General features: G+C 39.6%; 18 protein-coding genes and 1 tRNA gene. 11 read left to right on the top strand and 8 right to left on the bottom strand.

Annotation, left to right across the window (positions count from 1 at the left end):
• Positions 1-69: 69 nt before the first annotated feature.
• Both AC1D0K_RS03535 and AC1D0K_RS03530 read right to left on the bottom strand, forming a co-directional pair.
• Positions 70-480 (bottom strand): DUF6691 family protein, encoded by a 411-nt coding sequence (locus AC1D0K_RS03535; RefSeq protein ID WP_477442330.1) that lies wholly within the window; start codon positions 478-480, stop codon positions 70-72.
• Between the two features lies 1 nt (position 481).
• Positions 482-1,042, bottom strand: a complete 561-nt coding sequence (locus AC1D0K_RS03530; RefSeq protein ID WP_477396945.1) for a YeeE/YedE family protein — start codon at positions 1,040-1,042, stop codon at positions 482-484.
• A 167-nt stretch (positions 1,043-1,209) separates the two neighbouring features.
• On the opposite strand from AC1D0K_RS03530, the gene AC1D0K_RS03525 reads away from it, so the two are divergent.
• The 9 genes from AC1D0K_RS03525 (at position 1,210) to AC1D0K_RS03485 (ending at position 10,535) form a co-directional block, all read left to right on the top strand.
• Entirely contained in the window at positions 1,210-1,761 is a 552-nt protein-coding gene (locus tag AC1D0K_RS03525; protein ID WP_295716940.1) for a hypothetical protein, read from the top strand.
• A gap of 246 nt (positions 1,762-2,007) precedes the next feature.
• A complete protein-coding gene (locus AC1D0K_RS03520) occupies positions 2,008-2,940 on the top strand; it encodes a hypothetical protein (RefSeq protein ID WP_477396943.1) in 933 nt (310 codons plus the stop codon).
• A 25-nt stretch (positions 2,941-2,965) separates the two neighbouring features.
• Positions 2,966-4,519, top strand: coding sequence for a vanadium-dependent haloperoxidase (locus tag AC1D0K_RS03515; RefSeq protein WP_295716936.1), 1,554 nt, complete (start codon positions 2,966-2,968; stop codon positions 4,517-4,519).
• 25 nt (positions 4,520-4,544) lie between these two features.
• A complete protein-coding gene (locus tag AC1D0K_RS03510) occupies positions 4,545-5,363 on the top strand; it encodes a hypothetical protein (protein ID WP_477396941.1) in 819 nt (272 codons plus the stop codon).
• 87 nt (positions 5,364-5,450) lie between these two features.
• Positions 5,451-6,557, top strand: a complete 1,107-nt coding sequence (locus tag AC1D0K_RS03505; RefSeq protein ID WP_477396939.1) for a hypothetical protein — start codon at positions 5,451-5,453, stop codon at positions 6,555-6,557.
• A 99-nt stretch (positions 6,558-6,656) separates the two neighbouring features.
• Entirely contained in the window at positions 6,657-7,121 is a 465-nt protein-coding gene (locus AC1D0K_RS03500; protein WP_295716929.1) for a RidA family protein, read from the top strand.
• Between the two features lie 2 nt (positions 7,122-7,123).
• Positions 7,124-8,242 carry a D-TA family PLP-dependent enzyme gene (locus AC1D0K_RS03495; RefSeq protein WP_477396937.1) on the top strand — a complete coding sequence of 373 codons (1,119 nt, stop codon included), beginning with the start codon at positions 7,124-7,126 and terminating at the stop codon, positions 8,240-8,242.
• A 9-nt stretch (positions 8,243-8,251) separates the two neighbouring features.
• Positions 8,252-9,322, top strand: coding sequence for a dipeptidase (locus AC1D0K_RS03490; RefSeq protein WP_477396935.1), 1,071 nt, complete (start codon positions 8,252-8,254; stop codon positions 9,320-9,322).
• Positions 9,323-9,581: 259 nt separating this feature from the next.
• A complete protein-coding gene (locus AC1D0K_RS03485) occupies positions 9,582-10,535 on the top strand; it encodes a bifunctional helix-turn-helix transcriptional regulator/GNAT family N-acetyltransferase (protein WP_477441801.1) in 954 nt (317 codons plus the stop codon).
• Positions 10,536-10,602: 67 nt separating this feature from the next.
• Here AC1D0K_RS03485 and AC1D0K_RS03480 read toward each other — a convergent pair whose 3' ends face one another.
• Complete coding sequence (locus AC1D0K_RS03480; RefSeq protein ID WP_477396930.1) at positions 10,603-11,232, bottom strand: HAD family hydrolase; 630 nt, start codon at positions 11,230-11,232, stop codon at positions 10,603-10,605.
• Positions 11,233-11,297: 65 nt separating this feature from the next.
• Between AC1D0K_RS03480 and AC1D0K_RS03475 the strand changes: the two genes are divergently transcribed.
• Both AC1D0K_RS03475 and AC1D0K_RS03470 read left to right on the top strand, forming a co-directional pair.
• Positions 11,298-11,371, top strand: a tRNA-Ile gene (locus AC1D0K_RS03475).
• A 209-nt stretch (positions 11,372-11,580) separates the two neighbouring features.
• Positions 11,581-12,870 (top strand): site-specific integrase, encoded by a 1,290-nt coding sequence (locus AC1D0K_RS03470; RefSeq protein ID WP_477396928.1) that lies wholly within the window; start codon positions 11,581-11,583, stop codon positions 12,868-12,870.
• A gap of 433 nt (positions 12,871-13,303) precedes the next feature.
• Here the strand turns inward: AC1D0K_RS03470 and AC1D0K_RS03465 are convergent, their stop codons facing one another.
• The 5 genes from AC1D0K_RS03465 to AC1D0K_RS03445 form a co-directional block, all read right to left on the bottom strand.
• On the bottom strand, positions 13,304-13,534 hold the full coding sequence (locus AC1D0K_RS03465) for an ATP-binding protein (protein ID WP_477396926.1): 231 nt from the start codon (positions 13,532-13,534) through the stop codon (positions 13,304-13,306).
• Positions 13,535-13,944: 410 nt separating this feature from the next.
• A complete protein-coding gene (locus tag AC1D0K_RS03460; protein WP_477441799.1) occupies positions 13,945-16,512 on the bottom strand; it encodes a histidine kinase dimerization/phosphoacceptor domain -containing protein in 2,568 nt (855 codons plus the stop codon).
• A gap of 151 nt (positions 16,513-16,663) precedes the next feature.
• Positions 16,664-18,628 carry a sigma 54-interacting transcriptional regulator gene (locus AC1D0K_RS03455; RefSeq protein WP_477395378.1) on the bottom strand — a complete coding sequence of 655 codons (1,965 nt, stop codon included), beginning with the start codon at positions 18,626-18,628 and terminating at the stop codon, positions 16,664-16,666.
• A gap of 11 nt (positions 18,629-18,639) precedes the next feature.
• Entirely contained in the window at positions 18,640-20,889 is a 2,250-nt protein-coding gene (locus AC1D0K_RS03450) for a tetratricopeptide repeat-containing sensor histidine kinase (protein WP_477395376.1), read from the bottom strand.
• Positions 20,890-21,115: 226 nt separating this feature from the next.
• Entirely contained in the window at positions 21,116-23,242 is a 2,127-nt protein-coding gene (locus tag AC1D0K_RS03445) for a sigma-54 interaction domain-containing protein (RefSeq protein ID WP_477395374.1), read from the bottom strand.
• Positions 23,243-23,263: the final 21 nt, after the last annotated feature.

Genomic DNA, 23,263 nt, shown 5'->3' with positions numbered 1-23,263 from the left:
ATTCAATAAACAAACCTGATGTATTGCTTTAAACCATAATTAACGAATTACTTTTCTTGCTTGGCAAATTTAATGAGGCAATTTATCCCTAAGCAAGCCATATACCCATGTACCTGCAATGGCGCTAAGCAGGGTTACAGCAGTAACTAAAAAGCCACTTCCAATTTGCGCAAATAAGGGACCCGGGCAGGCACCTGTAATGGCCCAACCCAAGCCAAATATTAAACCGCCATACACATTACCCCAGTTGAAGTTTTTTGGTTGAATGACAACCTCTTCACCGGATAGGGTTTTAATACCGAACCGTTTGATGATTAAAATAGATAACATGCCAACAACAATGGCGCTGCCAATGATACCGTACATATGAAAGGACTGCAGCCTAAACATTTCCTGGATCCTGAACCAGGAGATTACCTGCGATTTTACAAGCACTATCCCAAAAAGTAAACCAATGAACAGGTATTTTATATTTTTCATGTTAAAGCTGTATAAGGTAAGGTAAAATAAACCAGGTCATTACAAAGCCGCCTATCATAAAGCAGCATGTTGCTATCATAGATGGCCATTGCAGGTTTGATATCCCCATAATAGCATGGCCTGAAGTACACCCACTTGCATATCTGGTACCAAAGCCTACCATAAAGCCACCTACAACTATAAAAATAAAACCACGTAAAGTGAGCAGCTGCCTAAAGCTAAAAATATCCCCGGGTAATAAACCGCTAAAATCCTGCACACCTTGTTGTTTAAGAAGTGCTATAGTTTTTGGGTTAATATCAACCACCTGGTTGCCGGATAAGTATTGAGCGGCAATTAATCCACCTAAAATAATACCTGCTGCAAAAAACAAGTTCCAACTTTCTTTTTTCCAATCGTATTTAAAAAAGGAGATGTTGGATGGGAGGCAGGCTGCGCAAATATGCCTGAGCGAAGATGATATGCCGAATGCTTTATTACCCATAAGCAAAAGGGCTGGAACCACAAGGCCTATAAGGGGGCCAGCGATATACCAGGGCCATGGTTGTGTTAATAGACTCATATTATTTAAATGACTGCTGTAGCATATATATTTATTGTATGTGCAAATATACTTTTCAACCCATGTGTATAACGTGAGTTTCTATAATTTTACTTTTTATTTGCTTTAATAGCGTTGTAACAATATATTTACCATTAATTATAAAACATAATAACACATTCTGAGAGGTGAAAAGGATTATTGCGATACTATTATTAAATGTACATCTGTTCAATTTGGGCGGGTACAATTTAGTATTTCAATATTTCATTCATCAGTCTGAAGTGCAGATAGTAAAAGAGATCTACGAAAATAAGATAGACGCTACCAAGCTTGTCGAGATCAAGATCCCGGTACATTTGCCAGGGATACACAAATGGAAAGACTACATTCGCATAAATGGGCAGCTGCAATTAAAAGGTGTTTATTATAACTATTTAAGGTATAAAATGGCGCCCGATACAATGTCATTCATCTGTATTGCTAATAGCGTTAAAACCAGGCTCGTATCTGCCAACCTGGTCATAGCCAAAGAAATAAATGACGTGCCATTGAGTAAAAAAGGGCATGATTCTTCCCTGAAAAAAGTAAATTTAGGTAACGACTATAGTTTTACGGTAATTAATTACCAGTTTTCATCATTTTCCATACTGCTGAAGACTAATAGCAGCCCTATAATCTACCACCTTAATTCTCCCTACATCGAGTCTCCCGGCAAACCGCCTAACTTTACCTGCTAATTATAGCCTATAGTTTATGATGTTGAATTGTTCTTTATCAAAAGCGCAGTTTGATTTAATTATTGACCAATACTGATTGTTGCGCCATCATTTGCAATAAGAGGTGTTGACCCATTACTTAATTATTACTATATGCTTCTCAATTTTAATGCTGAGCAAATATTTGATAGCCTTATTGAATGCTATTAATAATTTTCTTTCGGCCTGTTTATTAATTTACTTTTTTTCCTTACTTACTTAAATCGAATGAAACATTCATTGCTGTATTTTTACAGATGCTGTATTGTTGTGGCATGTTGCCTTACTTTTTCAGATTATGCGCAGGCGCAGACAGATGCTGATGCCCTAATGATACCTAAAAACTATGTTTGTGCCGCTGGCGTTTATACGCACAGTCAGTGGGACCACTATTGGGAAGGTACTTTTAAACGTGATGCCCCAAACCTGGGTGCCGTAAGTTCAAATTCATATATGCTGGGCTTTGTTTATGGTCTTACAAACAAAATCAACGTATCAATTGCACTTCCTTATGTAACCACAAATGCAAGTGCCGGCACACTGCGAGGTGAGCGCAATTTACAGGATGTAAGCGCCTATGTAAAATGGCTGGCTGTTAAACAGGAGATAGGCAAAGGATTACTTAGTTTTCACGCTATATTATCCGGATCAATACCGGCAACTAATTATGAGGCCGATTTTTTGCCTTTATCTATTGGTTTGCATAGCAAGAATATTGCTTTACGCGGTTTACTCAATTACCAGGTTAATCAGTTCTTTGTAGCCGGCGCGGCACAATACATTCGCAGGGGCAATATCAATATCGATAGGAACTCTTATTATACTACCGAGATGCATTATACCAATGAAGTGAAAATGCCTGATGTTTCTAATTTTTTAGTAAGCGCTGGTTTTAGGAGCTTGCAATTTAACGCGGAGGCTGTACTTACAAAGGTTACAACGTTAGGTGGTTTTGACATCAGGAAAAATGACATGCCTTTTCCAAGTAATAAGATGAACTCCACACTTGCCGGTGTTATATTTAAATATAGTTTTCAGAAGATAGCCGGATTGGAGTTGACTGCTGGTGGCAACTACGTATTAAAAGGCAGAAATGTGGGCCAGGCAAGAACCATGTTTGGTGGTGTTTATTACGTATTCAACACCAGGAAAGCTAAATAATTTCATAATACTTAATAATAATCTGATGAAAAGATCTTTACTTCATATAATTCCAACAGTTTTTTTAGGTGTAGCCATTTTTAGCTCATCGTGTAAAAAAGATATAGTTGACCGTACAGCATTGTACCCTGCATTAACACCTGCAAAGCTCGACCTTGATGCAGATACCTGGAAACCGGTATTAGTTAAGGACTTTAGCGTTCTTACCATATCTGCGCCTGATGCAGTGACATCACCCGCTTACCTTGCCGATATCAACGAGATTAAGGCGATGCAAAGGAATTTAACAGATGATCAGAAAGCCTCTATAAAATATTGGAGTGCGGGTGCTGTATTAAGGTGGAATGAGATTATGCGCCAACTGGTGGCTAAGCATAACGTTGCGCCGTATCAAAATATTGATGGTACTTACCCAGCACCAAGCTCGGCCAATCCGTTTAATTATCCGGAGTTTCCATTCTCGAATCCTCCATATGCCGCACGTGCTTATGCCTATGTGAGTGCTGCTCAATATGATGCCTTAGTAGCGGCCTGGCATTTTAAAAACACTTATAAACGTACTGCACCATACAAAAACGATGCAACTGTACGTGCCCTGGTGCCTGTTTCTGATTTGCCATCGTATCCAAGTGAAGATGCTGTTGTTGCGGGTACTACAGTTGAGATGATGAAGCTTTTATTCCCAACAGAGTTAGCCTTCATTAACGAGAAAGCTCAGGAAGAAAAATTATATCGTATAATGGCGGGCGCCAACACCCGTGGCGAAATTACAGCAGGAGAATCATTGGGTAAGCAAGTTGCTGCCTTATTTGCAGCCCGTGCCCGTGGTGATCGCGCCGGTAAGGCTATCGGTGATGCTACAGTATGGGCAAAACTTCAAACAACAGCATTTGAAAAAGGGAAATTCTGGGAAAGTTTAGAAACGCCTAAACGGCCGCCAATGTTACCTTTGTTTTCAAAAGTTCTTCCGTTTTTGTTTGATACTTTAACAGTGGTTGCTCTTCGCCCCGCTGCGCCTTATTTATCCAATTCAGTTGAGTATAAGAAAGAAGTTGATGAGGTATTATCAATGAGCAAAAACCATAGCCGCCAACATGAAGAGCAGGTTGCTTTTTGGGCCGATGGTATTGGAACTTACACGCCGGCGGGCCATTGGGATGCTATAGCGGCAGATGAGTTTGTAAAACAAAATTATAGCGAAGTACGCTGGGCCCGTAATTTTGCATTATTAAATATGGCCGAAATGGATGCTGCAATTGTTTGCTGGGATACCAAATATTTTTACTTTAATCAACGCCCATCACAAGTTGATCCTTTGGTAAAAACCCTGACAGGCGTACCCAATTTTCCAGCTTATACGTCAGGCCACTCAAACTTTAGCGGTGCAGCTGCAACCGTGCTTACTTATTTATTACCTGACAGGGGAAGTAAGTTTACTGATCTGGCGAATGATGCTGCTATGTCAAGGTTGTACGGTGGTATCCACTTCCGCAGTGATTGTGAAGTTGGCTTGGTAACCGGTAACAAGGTAGGGCAATATGCAGTTAACAGGGGCAAAGCAGACGGAGCCGGACTTTAATAAGTACTATCAAGTAAGCTAAAAAATGCAACGTTTAACCACCGATCAAAAAATATATTATACACTACGCTTTGCCTGTGCCATGTGTTTTATTGGGCATGGTGCATTTGGTATCATAACCAAACAAATATGGTGTAATTACTTTGCGGTAGTAGGCATTGGTCATGACATGTCATATACGCTGATGCCATATGTAGGGGTAATTGATATACTGTTAGGCTTATCTCTTTTGGTTTATCCCTTGCGTGTTGTAGCGGGGTGGCTGGTAATATGGGGATTTATAACAGCATCAATGCGCCCTTTATCGGGCGAGCCATTTGCCGAATTAATTGAACGTGCAGGTAATTTTGGTGCTCCGTTTGTGTTGCTGCTATTACAGGGAGGCTTTAAAATGCCTTTGAAGAAATGGTTTACCCGTATGGATGATCATGTAAATTTGGATGCATCTACCTTAAAAGCAGTAATTAATTGCTTAAGGGTATTCGCTTTCCTGCTACTGCTTGGTCATGGGTGGCTAAATCTTATCCAAAAAGCCGGGCTTATCAATCAATATCATTCTTTAGGGTTTAATGATCCCGGTAAAACAGCATATATAGTAGGCCTATTTGAAATTGTGGCTGCCTTCTCGGTACTCATTCGTCCTTTTGCTAATATACTTTTGGTATTAATTGCCTGGAAAATAGCGAGCGAACTTTTTTATCCTAAATATGAAATATTTGAATGGATAGAACGTGGCGGCAGCTACGGTGTATTATTATCCTTATGGTTGGCAGTTAAAAAAGCACCTTCGGGCTTCATTGCATGGCCTTTTAAAAATACATCTAATTTAAACATCATTAATTAACATAAAATCCTGTATCAAGTCAGGTCGAAACTGGGTCAAAAAGACCGGTTTTATCATTCTATCATTTATAAACACCTAAAAAAAACTATGAAATTTATTCTAAAATCTATCTGTGGTATCGCTTTTCTTATCCTTTTTAATTACATCAATGTACAGGCCCAAGGTTGTGTGGCAATCAGAAGCACAGGTGGCTTATGTACCATGGATGAACACCCGGATAGTTCTAATACAGGCAATGGAAGCTGGTTGTTCAATAGCAACAGCAGGTATTTCAAATCATACAAACACTTTGTTGGTACCCAGGAACAAAAGCAACGTATTGCTTTAGGTACAAATGTGATTAACCATTCCTATACTCAGGATTTAACGCTTACCCGCATTTTTGACAACCGTTGGTCATTTGCGGTTGATGTACCTATTGTTGATAACAGCCGGTCATCTTTATATGAGCATGGTAATAAAGAGCGTTTAAGCACACATTCTTTTGGCTTAGGCGATATCCGTTTAACAGCTTATGCCTGGTTATTGAATCCTGCAAAGGCCCGCAAGGGAAACATACAGGTAGGCCTGGGCTTAAAACTGCCAACCGGTAATTATAACTACCAGGATTATTTTTACCACACTGGTGCAAACGATACCAAAACGCTTGGTCCGGTTGATCAGTCTATACAATTGGGAGATGGTGGTACTGGTATAACTACCGAAATTAATGCCTATTATAACTTCACCCATAAGTTTGGAGTATATGGTGGTTTCTATTACCTTATTAGCCCGAGAGAACAAAATGGTGTTTCATCGGCACGTGGCGGTACTCCAAGTGCTAAAGCTGTTGCCAATGGCAGTGATATCATGAGCGTACCAGACCAGGTAATGTTGAGAGGTGGTGCGAGCTATGGTGTAGGTAAATTTGATTTTTCTGCCGGTGTACGTTACGAATGTTTGCCAGTAAAGGATCTTGTAGGTGGTAGCAATGGCTTCAGAAGGCCAGGTTACATTATATCTGCAGAGCCAGGTGTTACTTATCGCTTAAAATCGCTTTCAATTTATGCTTTTGTACCGGTTGCTTTAAAACGTGATCGTACTCAAAGTGTTCCGGATAAAATTTCAACACAACTAACAGGAACATATACACAGGGCGATGCGGCATTTGCCGATTACGCCATCAATATTGGAGTTACATACAGATTTAAATAGAGATTGGTTTTATGATTTAAGGAGAGGCCGGGAGTGAGATCCCCGGCTTTTTTGCTTTTTATGATACCGTATTTATTAAAAAAACAATAGTTTTACGCTATGAACACTCCCGAAGAAAACTTTGCGGCATTGGGTTTAAACCTGCCGCCGGCGCCAAAACCACTTGGTGTTTACAAACCTTGTTTAGTTGATGGTAAATACCTTTACCTATCTGGTCACGGAACGGTACAGGATGACGGCACTCTTATTATTGGCAGAATTGGTGATACCATTAATATGGAAGATGGTAAGTTGGCTGCGCGCCAGGTTGGCTTGGCTATGCTGGCTACTATAAAAGCTAATATCGGAAGTTTTGATAAGGTTAAAAGGGTGATAAAAGTATTAGGTATGGTTAACTGTACATCCGATTTTGAAAAACACCCCTTCATCATCAATGGAGCAAGTGAACTTTTTGCCAAAATTTGGGGCGAAGAAAACGGAATTGGTGTACGCAGCGCTGTAGGTATGGGGTCGTTACCTGATAATATTCCGGTTGAAATAGAGGCCCTGTTTGAATTAGTGTAGCCATGGCTGATCAACAAGATTGGTTCAAAATAGAAGATATAGACAAGCTGGATACACCGGCCCTTGTAGTATATCCGGCCCGGGTACAGGCCAATATCGATCTGCTTAAAACAATGATAGACGATGTTAAGCGTTTGCGCCCGCATGTAAAAACCTTTAAAAACAAAGAGGTTATCCAATTATTGCTAAAGGCCGGAATCAAAAAGTTTAAATGTGCCACCATTGCTGAGGCCGAATTATTAGCAATATGCGGTGCACCGGATGTATTGCTTGCTTACCAGCCGGTGGGACCTAAACTTTATAGGTTCATTAAATTGATCAACACTTATCCGCAAACTCAATTTTCCTGCCTGGTTGATAGTGTTATAGCTGCCAACGAAATTTCTGAGGTGGCTAAACAATATAACCTCACTATCAATGTTTACCTGGATTTGAATGTTGGGATGAACCGTACAGGGATTGCCGCTGGGTTAGAAGCCTTGCAATTATATATAGATTGCAGTGTTTTACCAGGAGTAAATCCGGTTGGTTTGCATGCTTATGACGGTCATATTCATGATGTTGATATCAATGAAAGAAAAAAACGTTGCGATGCGGCGTTTGAACCGGTTTTAAAACTACAGCGGGATATTAAAACCAAGGGCTATCCGGAACCTATTATTGTTGTCGGTGGTTCGCCTACATTTACCATTCATTCCAAAAGGGATTTTGTAGAATGCAGCCCCGGAACTTTTGTATATTGGGATAGGGGATACGAAATAGGGATACCCGAACAGCCATTTTTGCCAGCAGTGCTAATTGCTACAAGAGTAGTTTCCCTGCCGGATGAAACTAAGCTTTGTTTGGATGTAGGGCATAAATCCGTATCTGCCGAGAACGAATTAAGAAAACGCATATACTTTTTAAACGCCCCGGAATTGATACCAACCGGCCAAAGTGAAGAGCATTTGGTAGTTGAAGCCGGTAAAGATCATCACTATAAAATAGGGGATGTGCTTTATGGTATTCCGCATCATGTTTGCCCAACAGTGGCTTTATATGAACGTGTTTATACAATTGAAAATAAAATACTTACGGGTGAGTGGCTAAACTCAGCCCGCGACCGTAAGATTACCATCTGATAAAAAAATATGTTTGTAGTTGATGCTCATTTAGATCTCAGCATGAATGCGCTGGAGTGGAACCGCGACCTTACCCGGCCACTTGCCGAACTTAACCGGCGTGAAGAAGGACTGACCGATAAACCCGATAGAGCCAAAGCCGTGATTACCTTGCCCGAGTTGCGTAAGGGGAATATTGGTTTGGTAGTAGCCACACAAATAGGGCGTTACGTTGCACCTGGTAATCCACTGCCGGGTTGGCACTCGCCAGAGCAAGCCTGGGCACAAACACAGGGACAGGTGGCGTGGTATAAAGCCATGGAAGATGCCGGCGAAATGGTGCAGGTGAATGATCTTGCATCGTTAGAAAAACATTTATCGTATTGGAATGATGGCCAATCCACAGAAAATAAAGCTATCGGTTATATCCTGAGCTTAGAGGGGGCAGATTCTATTATTACTGTTCAACACCTGGAGCGCGCCTATAATTATGGTTTGCGTGCTGTTGGGCCGGCTCATTATGGCCCCGGCAGGTATGCGCAAGGCACTGATGCTACTGGCTATATGGGGCCGAAAGGGTACGAGCTTTTAAAAGAGATGGAGCGCTTGAATATTATTTTGGATGCTACTCATTTATGCGATGATAGTTTTTGGGAGGCCTTGGATCATTTTAATGGCCACGTATGGGCGAGTCATAACAATTGTCGTGCATTGGTAAACCATAACCGCCAGTACAGCGATGAAATGATAAAGGCCCTGATTGATCGCGGAGCGGTAATAGGTGCGGCCCTTGATGCCTGGATGATGGTGCCGGGATGGGTGAGGGGAGTATCTACACCAAAAGGAATGAACTGTAACCTTGAGGTTATGATTGATCATATCGACCATATATGCCAGATAGCCGGTAACGCCCTGCACGTAGGCATGGGCACCGATCTTGACGGCGCTTTCGGTCGCGAACAGTGTCCGTACGACCTGGAAACCATCGCCGATCTGCAAAAGGTACCTGATCTGTTAAAAAAGCGAGGTTATACCGATCTGGATATCGAGAACATGATGCATGGTAACTGGTTGAGGTTTTTGAGGAAAGCCTGGGCATAGGATTTTTAATATCTCTTTAAAATAAGTTAATATATTGTAAATCAATGCTGATATTGCGTGGGCGATTTTTGACATTATACTATATGTTGATCATCAATGTATATGGTTCTCTAACCCCTTAATTGTTCTATAAAAGATGTTTATATGCAACTTGCGCCCTCTTAAAATCATTGTTTTTTTGTCATTTTATACCGATTGCCTTTGGATAAATCTAATTTCTGATATATTTGCGTAATCAGTTACGTAATTGAATTTATATATGGAATTTTTTAACAAAACCGGCAAGATGGCCATTGGAAGCCGTTTAAGAATGCTTACCGAGAAAATTACCGAGGATGCCGCAAGTATTTATAAAATGTATGATATCGATATGCAACCTAAGTGGTTTCCTGTTTTTTATGTTTTATCGGCGGGAGAAGCAAAAACCATTACAAAAATTTCAAAGGAGATTGGGCATTCGCATCCTTCTGTAAGCAAAATCATCAGAGAAATGGTTAAGCAGGGGTTGGTTACCGAACAAAAGGATAAAAAAGATGGAAGATTGAATATGGTTAGCCTGTCTGCCAAAGGGAATACCATTAGTGAAAAAATTAAAGATCAATATATCGATATCAACCGGGCAATTGAACAACTCACAACACAAACCCGTAACGATCTTTGGAAGGCAATAGAAGAGTGGGAGTTTTTGTTAGATCAGCAATCGTTGCTTACCAGGGTTCGTGAGCAAAAGAAAGAACGGGAAAGTCTAAATGTAAAGATCATCGCTTATGATCCGCAATATAAGCAGGTATTTAAGGATTTAAATGAAGAATGGATCTCCAGGTGGTTCAAGATGGAGGAAGCCGACTACAGGGCATTAGATGACCCACAAGGCTATATATTAGATAAAGGTGGCTGTATATTGGTTGCTTTGTACAATGATGTACCTGTAGGCGTATGCGCCTTAATTAAAATGAATGATCCGGACTATGAATACGAAATGGGAAAAATGGCGGTATCGCCTTTAGCACAGGGGAAAAATATTGGTTTCTTATTGGGTAAAGGTATCATTGAAAAAGCCAGATTATTGGGTGCAAAAAAAATCTACCTTGAAAGCAATACTATACTAAAACCAGCAATTAGCCTGTACCACAAACTGGGTTTTAATAAAGTTGCAAGCCGTAATTCGCCATACGAACGGAGTAATATTCAAATGGAATTATTAATTAAATAATAATTCCATTTGAATAGGGCCCAGGAAAAAAACAAGATAAAATATTTTAGATGGACTCCAATTTAATTTATAACTGCGCTCTTTTAAAAAACTGTTGTATAGTATCAGGTTTGGTCATCAAAAAGGTTTGTATCCCCAATTTTTCGGCACCAGCTAAATGCTGAGGGCTATCATCTATAAACAAAGTTTCAGCAGGTTCAAGGTTGTTTTCATTAAGCACCAATTCAAATATCCTTGACTCGGGCTTACGCTTACCTGTTAGGTGAGAGTAATAAGTTTTCTCGAATAGGTGATCATTACCATCAAAATCAAAATCAGTTTTCAGGTAGTTCATAATATGATCGTAATGGATGGCATTAATATTACTAAGGAGGAAAGTACGGTACCTGCCTTTTAAATTCAGCAACAATTCATGGTTTCCTGGCTCAATTCCGAGTAACATACTGTTCCACGCCGCATTTATTTGCTCATCTGTAAGCTTTGGATTACCCGATTTTAGCCGAATATAGTCTCTAAACTCCTCCGCAGAGACCTCTCCTCTATCAAATTTATCAAAAATTTGGTCTTGCTGTTTATGACCAAAAAAATCAGCTGCATTATTGATACCCAACTGGTTCCACGCCTGTTGAGCCTTCAGGAAATCGATGTTGAAGATGACGTTACCGTAGTCGAAGATGATATTTTTAATATTTTGCATAAAATGACTTTGTAATTTGACTGCAAATATGTAAAATTGCACCCGTTAAATAAATATAAATAACCGCGCCTATAGCTCAGTTGGTTAGAGTAGAAGACTCATAATCTTTTGGTCCCTGGTTCGAGCCCAGGTGGGCGCACAAGAAAAGAGAAGTATAAAATACCTTCTTTTCAGAGTTAAAAACCCGCTTTTACGTACGTAGAGCGGGTTTTTTTGTCTTACACAAGTGGATTTAGGTCAATCTGCGGCACTGGCGCTTCTGTCAGGATTTACATAATTTATTGTTGAACTCTACGCAAAACTGTAACTAAACTGTAACAGGCGAATTTGCGTGCTAAAAAATCAATTATGGCAACTGTAAGTGCTAAGGTGTATGAACACCACAAAAAAGCTGATGGAACTATCAATGTTAAAATCATTGTCTATCACAAAAATGAAAGAAAATTTATTGACACTAATCATTTTGTAGTTAGTAAACAGTTAACTGCTGAGCTTAAGATCAAGGACAAATTTCTACTACGGATTATCGACAACACTCTCGATAATTATCGTGAAACAATTAGTCAGCTAGGCGCTAAACTAGATTTCTTCACTTGTGAGGCGTTAAGAGATCATTTACGAGATAAAGACAAGGAAATTGATTTTATAGACTTTTGTGAAAGCCATATTGCGCAGTTAAGAAGGGAAAATCGAAATGGTACTGCTAATACCCATCGAGTAATTAGAAATAGTCTGATTGATTATTTTAAACGTGATTCAGTTTCTATTAATGAGATAACATCCGGTATGCTTTATCAATATGAAAAGTTCTTGCGGGGAGAACGTACATTAAAGCGAATAAATCATTTAGGCAAAACTATTACAACTACCGAAAAGGGTTTATCTGATTCTGGACTTCATAATCACATGCGCGATTTGAGAACATTGTTTAATGCTGCATGTAAACTCTACAACGACGAAGATTTAGGAGTTTTAAAAATAAAACATTATCCATTTAAAAAATATAAAATTGGGTCAGCCCCTTTAACGAGAAAACGCAACATCACAATTGCAGAGGTCGAGACTATTCAAAATTGTAAAATAAAGGCAGGAAGCCGGGTGGAATTAGCGAGAGATATATTTATGCTGTCATTTTATTTGTGCGGGATGAATGCAGTGGATATATATAACCTGACATCAAAGAATATTTATAAAGGTCGCATAGAATATAATAGATCAAAAACAAAAGGCCGAAGAAAAGATAAAGCATTCATCAGCATAAAAATCATTAAGGAAGTTGAGGATTTATTGTATAAATATCTTGAGCAACTGCCAAATAGATTTTCCAATTATAATGGTTTAAATACAGCTTTAAGTAAAGGGATGGTGGAACTACGGAAAATAACAGATATTGATAGCATTACGCTTTATTGGGCCAGGCATACTTTTGCTAACACAGCACGCAATGTATGCAGGATGAGTAAGGATGATGTAGCATTAGCCTTGAATCACATTGATGAAGGACATCGAACTACCGATATTTATATTTCGAAGGATTGGAAGATAGTAGATGAGGTGCAAGAAAGAGTCATTGGTGAATTATCTAAAAAAAAGATGACGAGCCAGAAATTGAAGACAAAGAAGCAACAGGTCTTATAAAGTCATTATTAAATTCAACTGTGACTTTTCAGAGATGTTCGCAAGAATCAGAGAATACAGTTTCCGGTTCTTGCATTTGTTTGAGAATTAGTTTGTTTAATGGCAAAAAACAATAACTATGGTTTAATGTGTGCAAGAATTGGATGTAACTGTAACTAACCATTTCAAATGATGCATATTTTCATCATATTATACAATATATAAACATATTGCGACTTAGCTGATGATCAAAAACATGGTCAAAGTGTTTCAGAACAATTGATTGGATTTTTCGGAGTGAGCTAATCAACGGTCCCCCAATATCCACCTAAAAACGAATTTGATTAACTTGAACGGTATTTTAATTGTTACTATGCTGTACTTTCGGCATCAAAAAAGAGTAGAAATGTTCAATTTTGGGTAAAAAACATATCTGCTCTTTCCCGTTTATTAGCTATAGGGGCAAACTAAATCCGAAAGTTGAACCTTTGCCTAACGCACTATTCACCCACACTTTTCCTTTGTGCATTTCTATTATCTTTTTTGAAAGATACAAACCCAGGCCAATAAACGTCGACCGCTTTTCTTTGGCAGTCATGTCTGATGATTTCTGTGCAAATGGCTCTTCTTGTTCAATGGGTTCTATTGGTACCCTACGTCGGAATAGGTTCGAAACAAAATTCATCTGAAAGCTGTTTAAGTCGAAGATAACAAAATTCTCTTAACAGGCTACCCTCCAAAATTAAAGCCTGTTGAACAATCAACAGGCTTTAAAAATATTTTTAAATTTTCTTCAGTACTCTTTGGTAGTATCGAAGTTTTAACTCCCCAGACAGGCTGTTTTTCGAACCAATTCATTGAAAAATTACGACGAATTGAAATTTAGGAGCGAATTTTTCAATTATTTAAACCACCATGTTATTTATCTGCGATTTCTTAATTGGGTTTATTAGCTTATCAACATGACGAATATGTGAGTTTGTGATTCCAACTACGCTTCTTTTAAGGTAGCCAGAAGGAAAATTCTTGGAACACTTATCGGAGTTTCTATAGGCTGTAGAACAAATTTTGAAGGATAAAAATAAAAAATCCACATCAGGCTACAATTTCCTCCTGAATATTTCTTTTAACTCTAAAATTAAAGATCAGGCTCGTCCCATTTCTTCTGTCTATCGTAAATTCCCCTTCCAGTTGTTCGCACAAACCCTTCATTAAATTCATCCCCAACGTACTTGTAGCTTTCTGCCCTGAAGATTCCGGTATCCCGATCCCGTCATCGTTGACTTTAAGAATATATGTATAATCAATCATTGCCGTCAGTATAACATCGACATTTCCTGTCCGGCCACCGGGAAAAGCATATTTAATCGCATTGGTTACTGCTTCGTTCACAATTAAACCTAATGGAACGGCTTCAACTGCATCTAAGGTCAGCTCTTCTACCCGTAAATTGAAGGAGATGTTTCCGGCACCATTAAAACTCTGCTTTAGATAATTGATCAGTTCCCTGATATATATATCCATGTTTATATACGCGACCGTGTCGGACTGATACAATTGCTGATGGATAAGTGACATTGCCTGCATCCTGTGTTGGCTGCTGCGAATTGCGTCAAGCGCGGCTTCATTGTCGATATAATTGGACTGCATGTTCAGCAGGCTCATGGTCGTCTGGAGGTTGTTTTTTACCCGGTGATGGATCTCGCGCAGCAATAATTCTTTTTCCGATAACAAGGAGTCTTTATCCCCAATCAGTTGGTCCTTATCTGTTAGCAGCTTTTGCAGAACACCATTTTGGAGATTGATTTCGATCTGCTTTGCTTCCAGTTTTAAGTTATTCCTTTTTTTACCCTGGTAACCCCAAAAAGCGATTCCTGCTATTAGTAAAGCTGTGCCTGCACCCGCGATGAATACTTTTTTTTGAAATTTTGAACTTGCTAATTCTGCTTGCTGATATTTACTTTTACTTTGTAACAGCTTTATAGATTGTTCATTTTGTGTAGTTTGATATTTGATCTGCAATTCTTGAAGCTGCTTTGTCTTGGTCACATTAGCGGTTGAATCATTAAGTTTGGTATACGCTTCAAAATTGTGAAGTGCGGATTCAAAATCCTTTAGGCCAACATTTGCTTTATATAACTGAAATTCAGTATCCATAATTACAGCAGGATCATTATCATTATTCATAGTTAAAGCATGCAGTAGATAGCTTTTAGCTTTTGAATATTGGAGTCTCTCCACATAAAACTTTCCAATATTATAGTAGGGCATTTTCCCTGGCTGTTTATGGTCCCACATTGGTGTTGTTGTTCCATTCATTTCAACAAAGCGGCTATAATATATCATTTGCAGGTAAGCTTTTTCTGCTTGTGGATACATTTTTAAAGTGTTATACAATTCACCAAATGAGGTTGATTCATACACCCTATCGCTGTAGCTTAGTGGCGGGTATTTTTTTATAAAATTTTTTAGCCAAGCATAGGCTTTTTTTTGCTGGCCAATTGCTATCTGTTCATGTATCATATCGCAAGCAATAGAATATGACCATTTCCTATCTAATTCTACCTCATCAATGGCTAAAGCTTTGTTGAAAAAATATAGGCTTTTCTGAGGCATCTTTAAATATTGATAAAACCAGGCCAGGTTTTTATAACAAAGTCTTTTTTCACGCCATTGCCCTGGCTTTAACAAGGCACTGCCCAGTAATAAATAGTGAAGCGCTTTTCCATAGTCGCCTTTATAACTGTAAACAATGTACATTTGGTTGTAGGTGGCGAACGAAATCTTTGATTTTATTGAATTAAGGATAGAAATCACCTGAAGCATCTGCTGTTCAGCTTTATCGATACGATTATGAAAAACATTCATTTCAGCTACGTCTCTAAGGGAATAGGCTGCCTCCTCTTTATTACCAATCTGAGAAAACAATGCTACAGCCATTTCGTGACAGTGTATTATTTCAAGATAGGTGCTATCCGAAGAAGGCATGTATATTCCAAGTTCAGACCAGTAATGAGCTTCCAACGCAACGTCCTTTGTTCGCGCGCAGTCGTTAATGATCCGCATAATGGATTGCTTACCGGCATTTCGATTGCCGATTGCAAAAAAATATTTCCCCGTTAATAGCAAACAGGGATACTTCCACGCCTTGGAATGAATCGAATCACAAAGCTTGTTGGCGCTTGAAATAAAAGTAAATGCTCTTTCGGTGTTCTCCTTTTTCATGTCGGGCATAAAGAGAAAATGTTCTCCCAAAAGCATTAACAGCCGAATCCTCTCCTCACCGTATACAAAATTTGACAACCTAACAGCCTCGGAAACCTTATTTTTGCTCAGTAATACTTTATCAAGCATAAAATTCGCTTCGTTTTTCCCTTCGACATTATTTTGTGCGACACTTAGGTCGCGGGTTTTAATTGCATATATATAACAGCTGTCAAGCCCCGGAGATGTACCTTCATACCAATAATATTTGCTTATTTTCAGCAGGATATTAGTTTGACTGTCTACAGAAGCCTGGTTTAGTTGGCTGAAAAGCTTGTCAATGGGAATGTTATCATTTGGCAGTACAGCCAGTGACCCTGCTGTATTTTGTGCAAATATTGACGTGACATTTAATAAAAATAAAATTAACAGCGAGCACCCTGATACAAATATTTTCATTTCCAATTGATTAATGTTTATGAATATTCTATTTTTTATAATAAACCTATTAACAGGTGCTTTATCAAAAAAACAAATATTTATTTAAGGGTAGTTAGAATACCTCAATGGATTATTTGACTTTATCAGTTTCTGAAACTCAATCCTAATATTAAAAACCCTTTAAAATGCCCAGTTTCTTTATCTTGGCGAATAGTGTATTAGGCGGGATATCAAGGAGTTCAGCAGCACCGCCGGCACCGGAAACTTTTCCGTTGCAATATTCCAGTGTCGACATAATGTGTTCCTTTTCGAGTTCCCTGATTGTTTTGATCTTGCCATCAGGAAGTAGTACCGGCATTTCGTTTAGCTGATTTTCAGGTAACTCCACCTCTTCAATAAGGTCGCCCCTGTTCAGCACCAAACTACGTTCAATAATATTTTCCAGTTCCCGAATATTTCCCGGCCAGTCATACGCCATTAATGATTTTAATGCTGCTGTTGAAATATCCTTTGCGCGTCTGCCCATTTTAGTTGTGAGATTGGAGATAAAATACCGCGACAGGTCCGGAATGTCTTCTTTCCTTTCCCTTAACGGTGGCATGGTTATTGGAAAAACATTGAGCCGGTAGTATAGATCAAGACGGAAACGACCTGCGGCAATAGATTTTTCCAGGTTACAGTTGGTAGCCGCTATGATCCTGATGTCCACTTTAATAACCTGGTTGCTACCTAATCTCACAATCTCTCTTTCCTGTAGGACACATAAAAGCTTAACCTGCAGGTCCAATGGGATATCGCCTATCTCGTCCAGAAATATGGTTCCCCCGTTAGCCTGTTCAAATTTCCCGATCCGGCGGTCAAAGGCCCCCGTAAATGCTCCCTTCTCATAACCAAATAATTCTGCCTCTATAAGTGTAGCTGGGATTGCAGCACAATTGACTTTGATCATGGGTTTAGCCCGGCGATCAGACAATTCGTGAATAGCGCGGGCAATTTTTTCTTTGCCTGTACCGCTTTCGCCGAGGATCAATACCGATATGTCAAAAGCAGCTACCGTGCTCACCTGTTCTTTGATTTTAGTAAACACCCGGGCGTTTCCGACTAAACCGTTGCTGGCGACCTCGATAGGTAAGATCGCAGGAATTAGCCCATCGTTAGTTATTTCACCGGCAGTTTCCGGAACATTTGATTGCGTTTCTACGGTACCAAGTTTTTTTATTTCAGGTAACTGATCCGAAATTCTGACAAGTAAAAGGTCCAGGCGATCCAGTAGTGTAGCGTGCTGTTTATTAAACCCTTTATCATTATGGCTATATAGCGCAAAGTTAAGCTGTCCCCAACTGCAGATTTCGAAAGTTTTAATGAGCGCTGAATTCAGCTCAAAGTTTCGCCTGAGTAGGTGTTCAAAACTGTTCTGCCTGCAAATCTCCAGGAAGGCATTGCCGGTAAGGTAAATCGCCTTGTTGGTCAGGGATGAAAAATTTGTCAGAGCCGGCAACTCTCCGGGAGTTTTCTTTATCGCTAAAAAGAAATCGCTTTTATCAAGAAGCCGGAATGATCCCTCTCCGCTTTTTTGAAATGCACGTACCTCGGAGAACTTTCCCGATTTATCCTTCCAGCTGATCGTGAAAAAATCAAAAGGGATATGGGACTCCAGCGCAGTGACAATCCGGGCAACCTCCTCATCGGAAGATATAGTTTCTGCAAAAATTTTCATGACCTGGTCTTTGAGAACCATTTCACTTTGCAACTGTGTTTCCACATCATTTTCATGACGGTACTTGGCTACGTCCAGTGTTACCAGTACATCCTGTTCCCGGAATGGCTTGACCAGGAACCCATAAGGCTTAGTCATACGCGCTTCGCGCAAAACGCTTTGGTTTGAGTTAGCTGAAACATAGATAAACGGAATATTCATTTCTACAAGCATCTTAGCCAAATCTATTCCGTTTAGTTTACCCGATAAATAAATGTCGAGGAACACCCAGGCAGGCCGTTTTAATTCAATAATTTCCAGTGCTTTTGCGACAGAGGCTGCTATCCCGGCTATTTCATAACCTGCCCCTTCCAATATCATACGCAAATCGCTGGCTATAATAAATTCATCCTCTACAATTAAAATCTTACCGTCCATATCAATAGTGTTTAGTATTCCTGAGTAATACTGTCAAATTCTTCCTTGTTAAAAATGCCGTTATCTTTAAACGCAATACTTAAAATAGTCCCCTCATCATTTTCTATTGTAAGTGCGCCGTTAATTTGGTCTGCCAGGCCCCGGATAAGGTTCAGTCCCAGCGAACTATTTTGCTCATAGGAATTAAAGCCGATTGGCATCCCCACTCCATTGTCAACAATATCTAAATGGATTATTGACTCATTATCTTTTTTTAAGATTATAGAAATATCGCCCTTTTGGCTTAGAGGAAATGCATATTTAATGGCATTAGTTACCGCTTCGTTTATTATAAGGCCCAAAGGTATAGCCTGTGTTACTTCCAGCATTATTGGCTTAATTCTTTGGATGAAATTTATCTCCTTCGCCCCCTTGAAGCTTTCTTTTAAATAGGATACCAATTCTGCTACATAGTCAGACATCTTTACATGGGTCATAGTCTCAGACTGATATAGCTTCTGATGAATTAACGACATAGCCTGCATTCGCCGCTGGCTATTCCGGATCGCGGCCAATGCCTCGTCATTAGAAAGATAGGCTGATTGCATGTTCAGCAGGCTAATTGTTGTTTGCAGATTATTTTTAACCCGATGGTGTATTTCACGCAGAAGCCAGTCTTTTTCACCCAATAAGCTTTGCAGCGCAAGGTTTTGTTTGTTGATCTCATATTGCTTCCCCTTTAATTTCAGGTTACCACGCTGTTTGTTACGGTAACCATTATAGGCCAGCCCTGCTATAATTAACAGCATAGCGGTTCCTATAAATGTTATATTCCTTTGCAGGTTTGCCTTTTGTAGCTGGGTGCGCTGTACCAGGCTTTGACTTTTCAGAGAGGTAATGGATTTTTCTTTCTGGGCAGTTTCGTATTTTATGCCAAGCTCTGAAATTTGTTTGCTTTTTGTAGCGTTAAATAAGGAATCATTTACTTTTTTAAATATTTGAAAGTGCCCGATAGCTGAAAGGTAGTTTCCAGAAGCCGAATCAACTTTGAACCTCATCAACTCAATTTCGCGTAAGTTTAACGGGCCAATTAAGCCTTTTGGAAAACCCTGTAGTTTTTTCAAAAAGAAGGCTGCTTTTGTAAACTGTTGAGTGATTATATAAAAATTAGCGATTGTTTGGTATTGTGATTCGTCGGCGAGGGCTTCGTTTATATTTAGCATTGCCACATAATATTTTTCAGCCAGGTCATATTGTTTGAGGGCTGTGTAGCAGTTTCCGAACAGCTTAAATAAAACTCTTTTTTGATCCAGATTCAATATATCACCCGGTTTATAATTTTGTTTTAAAAGGCGAAGTGCTTCCTGGCTTCTATTTGTTAATATTAAATCTTTGGTCAACCATGATAGTTCATTTACGAAATATGAGCCCTTACCTTTTTTCGAAACGCCTAGTGCCTTGTAGCAATAGAATTCTTCTTTATCGTGCATTCCTAAGTCGGCATAGACCGTTACAGCTCTCAGGTAAAAATATTCCCTTTCGGAAGGGGGTAAAGTACCTTCGGCGTATTTTATAGCCTCTAATTGATAATACAATCTTCTTTGCAGTTCCCCTTTTAAATTATATACAGATGAAAGTAAATCATAAGTGTATTGCAGTTTTTGATAATGAATAGCCTTAAACTGGCCTAGTACATCAAATAGTTCCTTTTCGGCAAGGTCAATTTTGCCCTGATTAAGATGCATATCCGCCAAGTTTTTTAACATAGTAATATCACTTAACCTGTCATTTAGTTTTTTAAATAAAATTCGCGCACGGGTATAACAAAATGCTTTGTCATCTAAAAGATTTGGAAACCCGGGGATATTGTCACCTAATCTGACCCAGGTCTCCGCTTCCAATTTCATTTGACCGGTTTTGTGATAATAGTTAATTACCTGCATAAGGCAAGCCTTTCCAGATTTGATATCATTCCCTTCCAGGAAACAATTTCCTTTAAGGGTCAAAGCGGCATTTTGCCATTTTATAGAATGGAGCGTGGCACTTAACTGCATGGCCTGGGTAAAAAAATTTAAAGCGCTGTCCAGGTCATTTTTATATTCACCAGATTTAAAAAGGTAATAACTTCCCAATTGCAATTGGAGCTTGATCCTATTTGTATCCGGATTGCTTTTTTCAATTAAAGGAAATAGCTCGCTTGGTTTTTGCGGAAGTTCCCGCTGCGCTTTCAAACCAGTTGAACTGAATATCAATAAACTGATTAAAATTAGCTGCTTATACATGCTGCTTTCCCATTTATTTAACTTGAATTCTGCCTTTTATGAAAAAGCAACCTGAAATTGTAAATAGATAATAGCCAGTTAACCTGGCCTGTACTGAGTGCTATAAAGATACCACAAATTAAGTGGCTGATTTTCAATTATATTGGCAATGCGAAATTAAGGGAGTTGTTTTATTTCGCTAATTCCCCAAAACGCGGTGTTATATAAAACAGAAAAGAAAAATTTGTTAATTCTTGTAAGCACGTTTGATGTTTAGGCGTCGCATTTTGGAATTTAAAGTCGACGCCGGTATTTGCAGAACATCAGCAGCTCCGCCGATCCCCGCTACCTTGTTTCTACATTTGTTGAGCACCATCATAATATGCTCCCGTTCGATCTCATCAATTGTCCTTATCCGAATATCCGGGACAGCATCACCCATATCTTCCATTCCAGTCATCAAAACCGGAATCTGGTTGATAATCGGTCCATTTGTCAGCAACACGCATCGCTCGATCAAATGCTCCAGCTCTCTTACATTGCCTGGCCAGTCATACGCACCAAGTTGCTTGAGTACTTTAGATGAAAAACCAGTGATCCGGCGCGTTGCTTTTTTAATATGTTTCTCTAAAAAATGGCTGGCAAGTAATGGAATGTCTTCTTTGCGGTCTCTGAGTGGAGGTAATAATATCGGAAATACGTTTAGCCTGAAATACAGATCACTTCTGAAATTTCCGGCGTGCACCTCTTCCAGGAGGTTACGGTTGGTAGCCGCCACGATCCTGACATTAACCTTTATGACGGCGGTTCCACCGATACGTTCTATTTCCCTTTCCTGTAATGCCCTCAGCAATTTGACCTGAAGATCCGGCGGTAACTCGCCGATCTCATCAAGGAACAGTGTACTGTTGTTTGCGAGCTCAAATTTTCCTATGCGCCGTTCTGTGGCACCGGTAAAACTACCGCGCTCATGACCGAAAAGTTCGCTTTCTATCAGATTTGCCGGAAGTGCCGCGCAGTTCACTTTTACCATCATCTTCTTTTTCCTTGATGAGGTGTTATGAAGGGCCCGTGCGATAAGTTCTTTCCCTGTACCTGTTTCTCCGAGAATTAAAACAGAACTTTGTGTTTCAGCCACCTGGGAGACCATATAAAATACTTTTTGCATCACCGGACTCAACCCAACAATATCATTATAGTTAAAAGCCGTGGCAATTTCTTCCTGTAGGTAATTATTTTCAATTTCAAGCTGTTGCTTGTATTTTCTTATTTCGTCAAACTGTTCTTCAATTTTTTCACTCGTTATCACATTATTCAAGGCAATTGATAACTGCCTGGCAATCTCACGAAGCGCCTCGGCGAAATAAGCTGGTGCCTGGAATGTTTCTTTTAAAAGGACGATCAGTAGCCCGGTATTTCGGTTTTTACTGTCAATGACCGTTAAAACGGCATTAACCCAACCCCGGTTTACCAACTCATTAAAAAGCTTAGGAGAACTACGTTTACCTGCCAATTCTTTAAGCGACCGAAAAACGGTGTTTAGGGCTTGCAGATCCTGGTCAAGCGAATCCCCTGCGAACAGTAGCTCTTCTCCGCCTTCCATGGCAGTCCCTGTGCTTGCTGCTACGGGCTGGTAGGATTTGCCTCCATTGCCGGTCCTGTAAACCAATATGGCCAGCTCTGGAAACAAATTGGTAATTCTTTGTTGAATAAGCCTGTTAAAATCTTCTTTATTTCGTATCGCGGCAATTTCATTGCTAAAAGTGAACAGCTCTAATTTCAACTGATCAAGCCCTGCTTCATGAACTTTTGGTGCGGTTGCCGTATGAGCGTTCAGCAAATTTTCCAATTTTGGTGTCAGTAATTTTCCCGTTAACGCAAGTATCTCCTGCTCAGCGTTACTGAATCCATCCCTGTTACCTGTCCTGAACTGGAAAAAACCTGCCAAATCGCTTTGACGAAAAAATGGGATATAAAAGGTGAATTTATATTCCGTTTCCTTTTTAAAGAAAAGAGACGCCGCTGGTACTCTGTTCATCCAATAAGACCCGCTGATCTGTCTTGATATGCCCGGGAGAAATAAACTGCTAATCGATGCTCTTCCCTGTGCGGAAAAAAAAAGCGGGTCTGTCACGCTCAGAAATTCATAAATCAGTCCGTTTTTAAAGGTATACCCCGAATGCTTTGCTGAAGCCTCATCGTCAAAAATGAATAGATCGGCAGCCTCAAAATCGACCATTTCCTGTATCTCTTCCGCCACTGTTTTAAAGAATTCTCTGATAACAGTTAGCGGCCATACCGCGACAGAAAGATTCAGCAGCCTAACGGCATATCTGTTATCCATTTCTATTTCGGCAAGATACTTTTCCATCATCTAAATGTACAATTTAAAACC

This window comes from Mucilaginibacter sp. P1_A3 (assembly GCF_056406855.1).
This window is presented reverse-complemented; position numbering and strand designations above follow the sequence as displayed.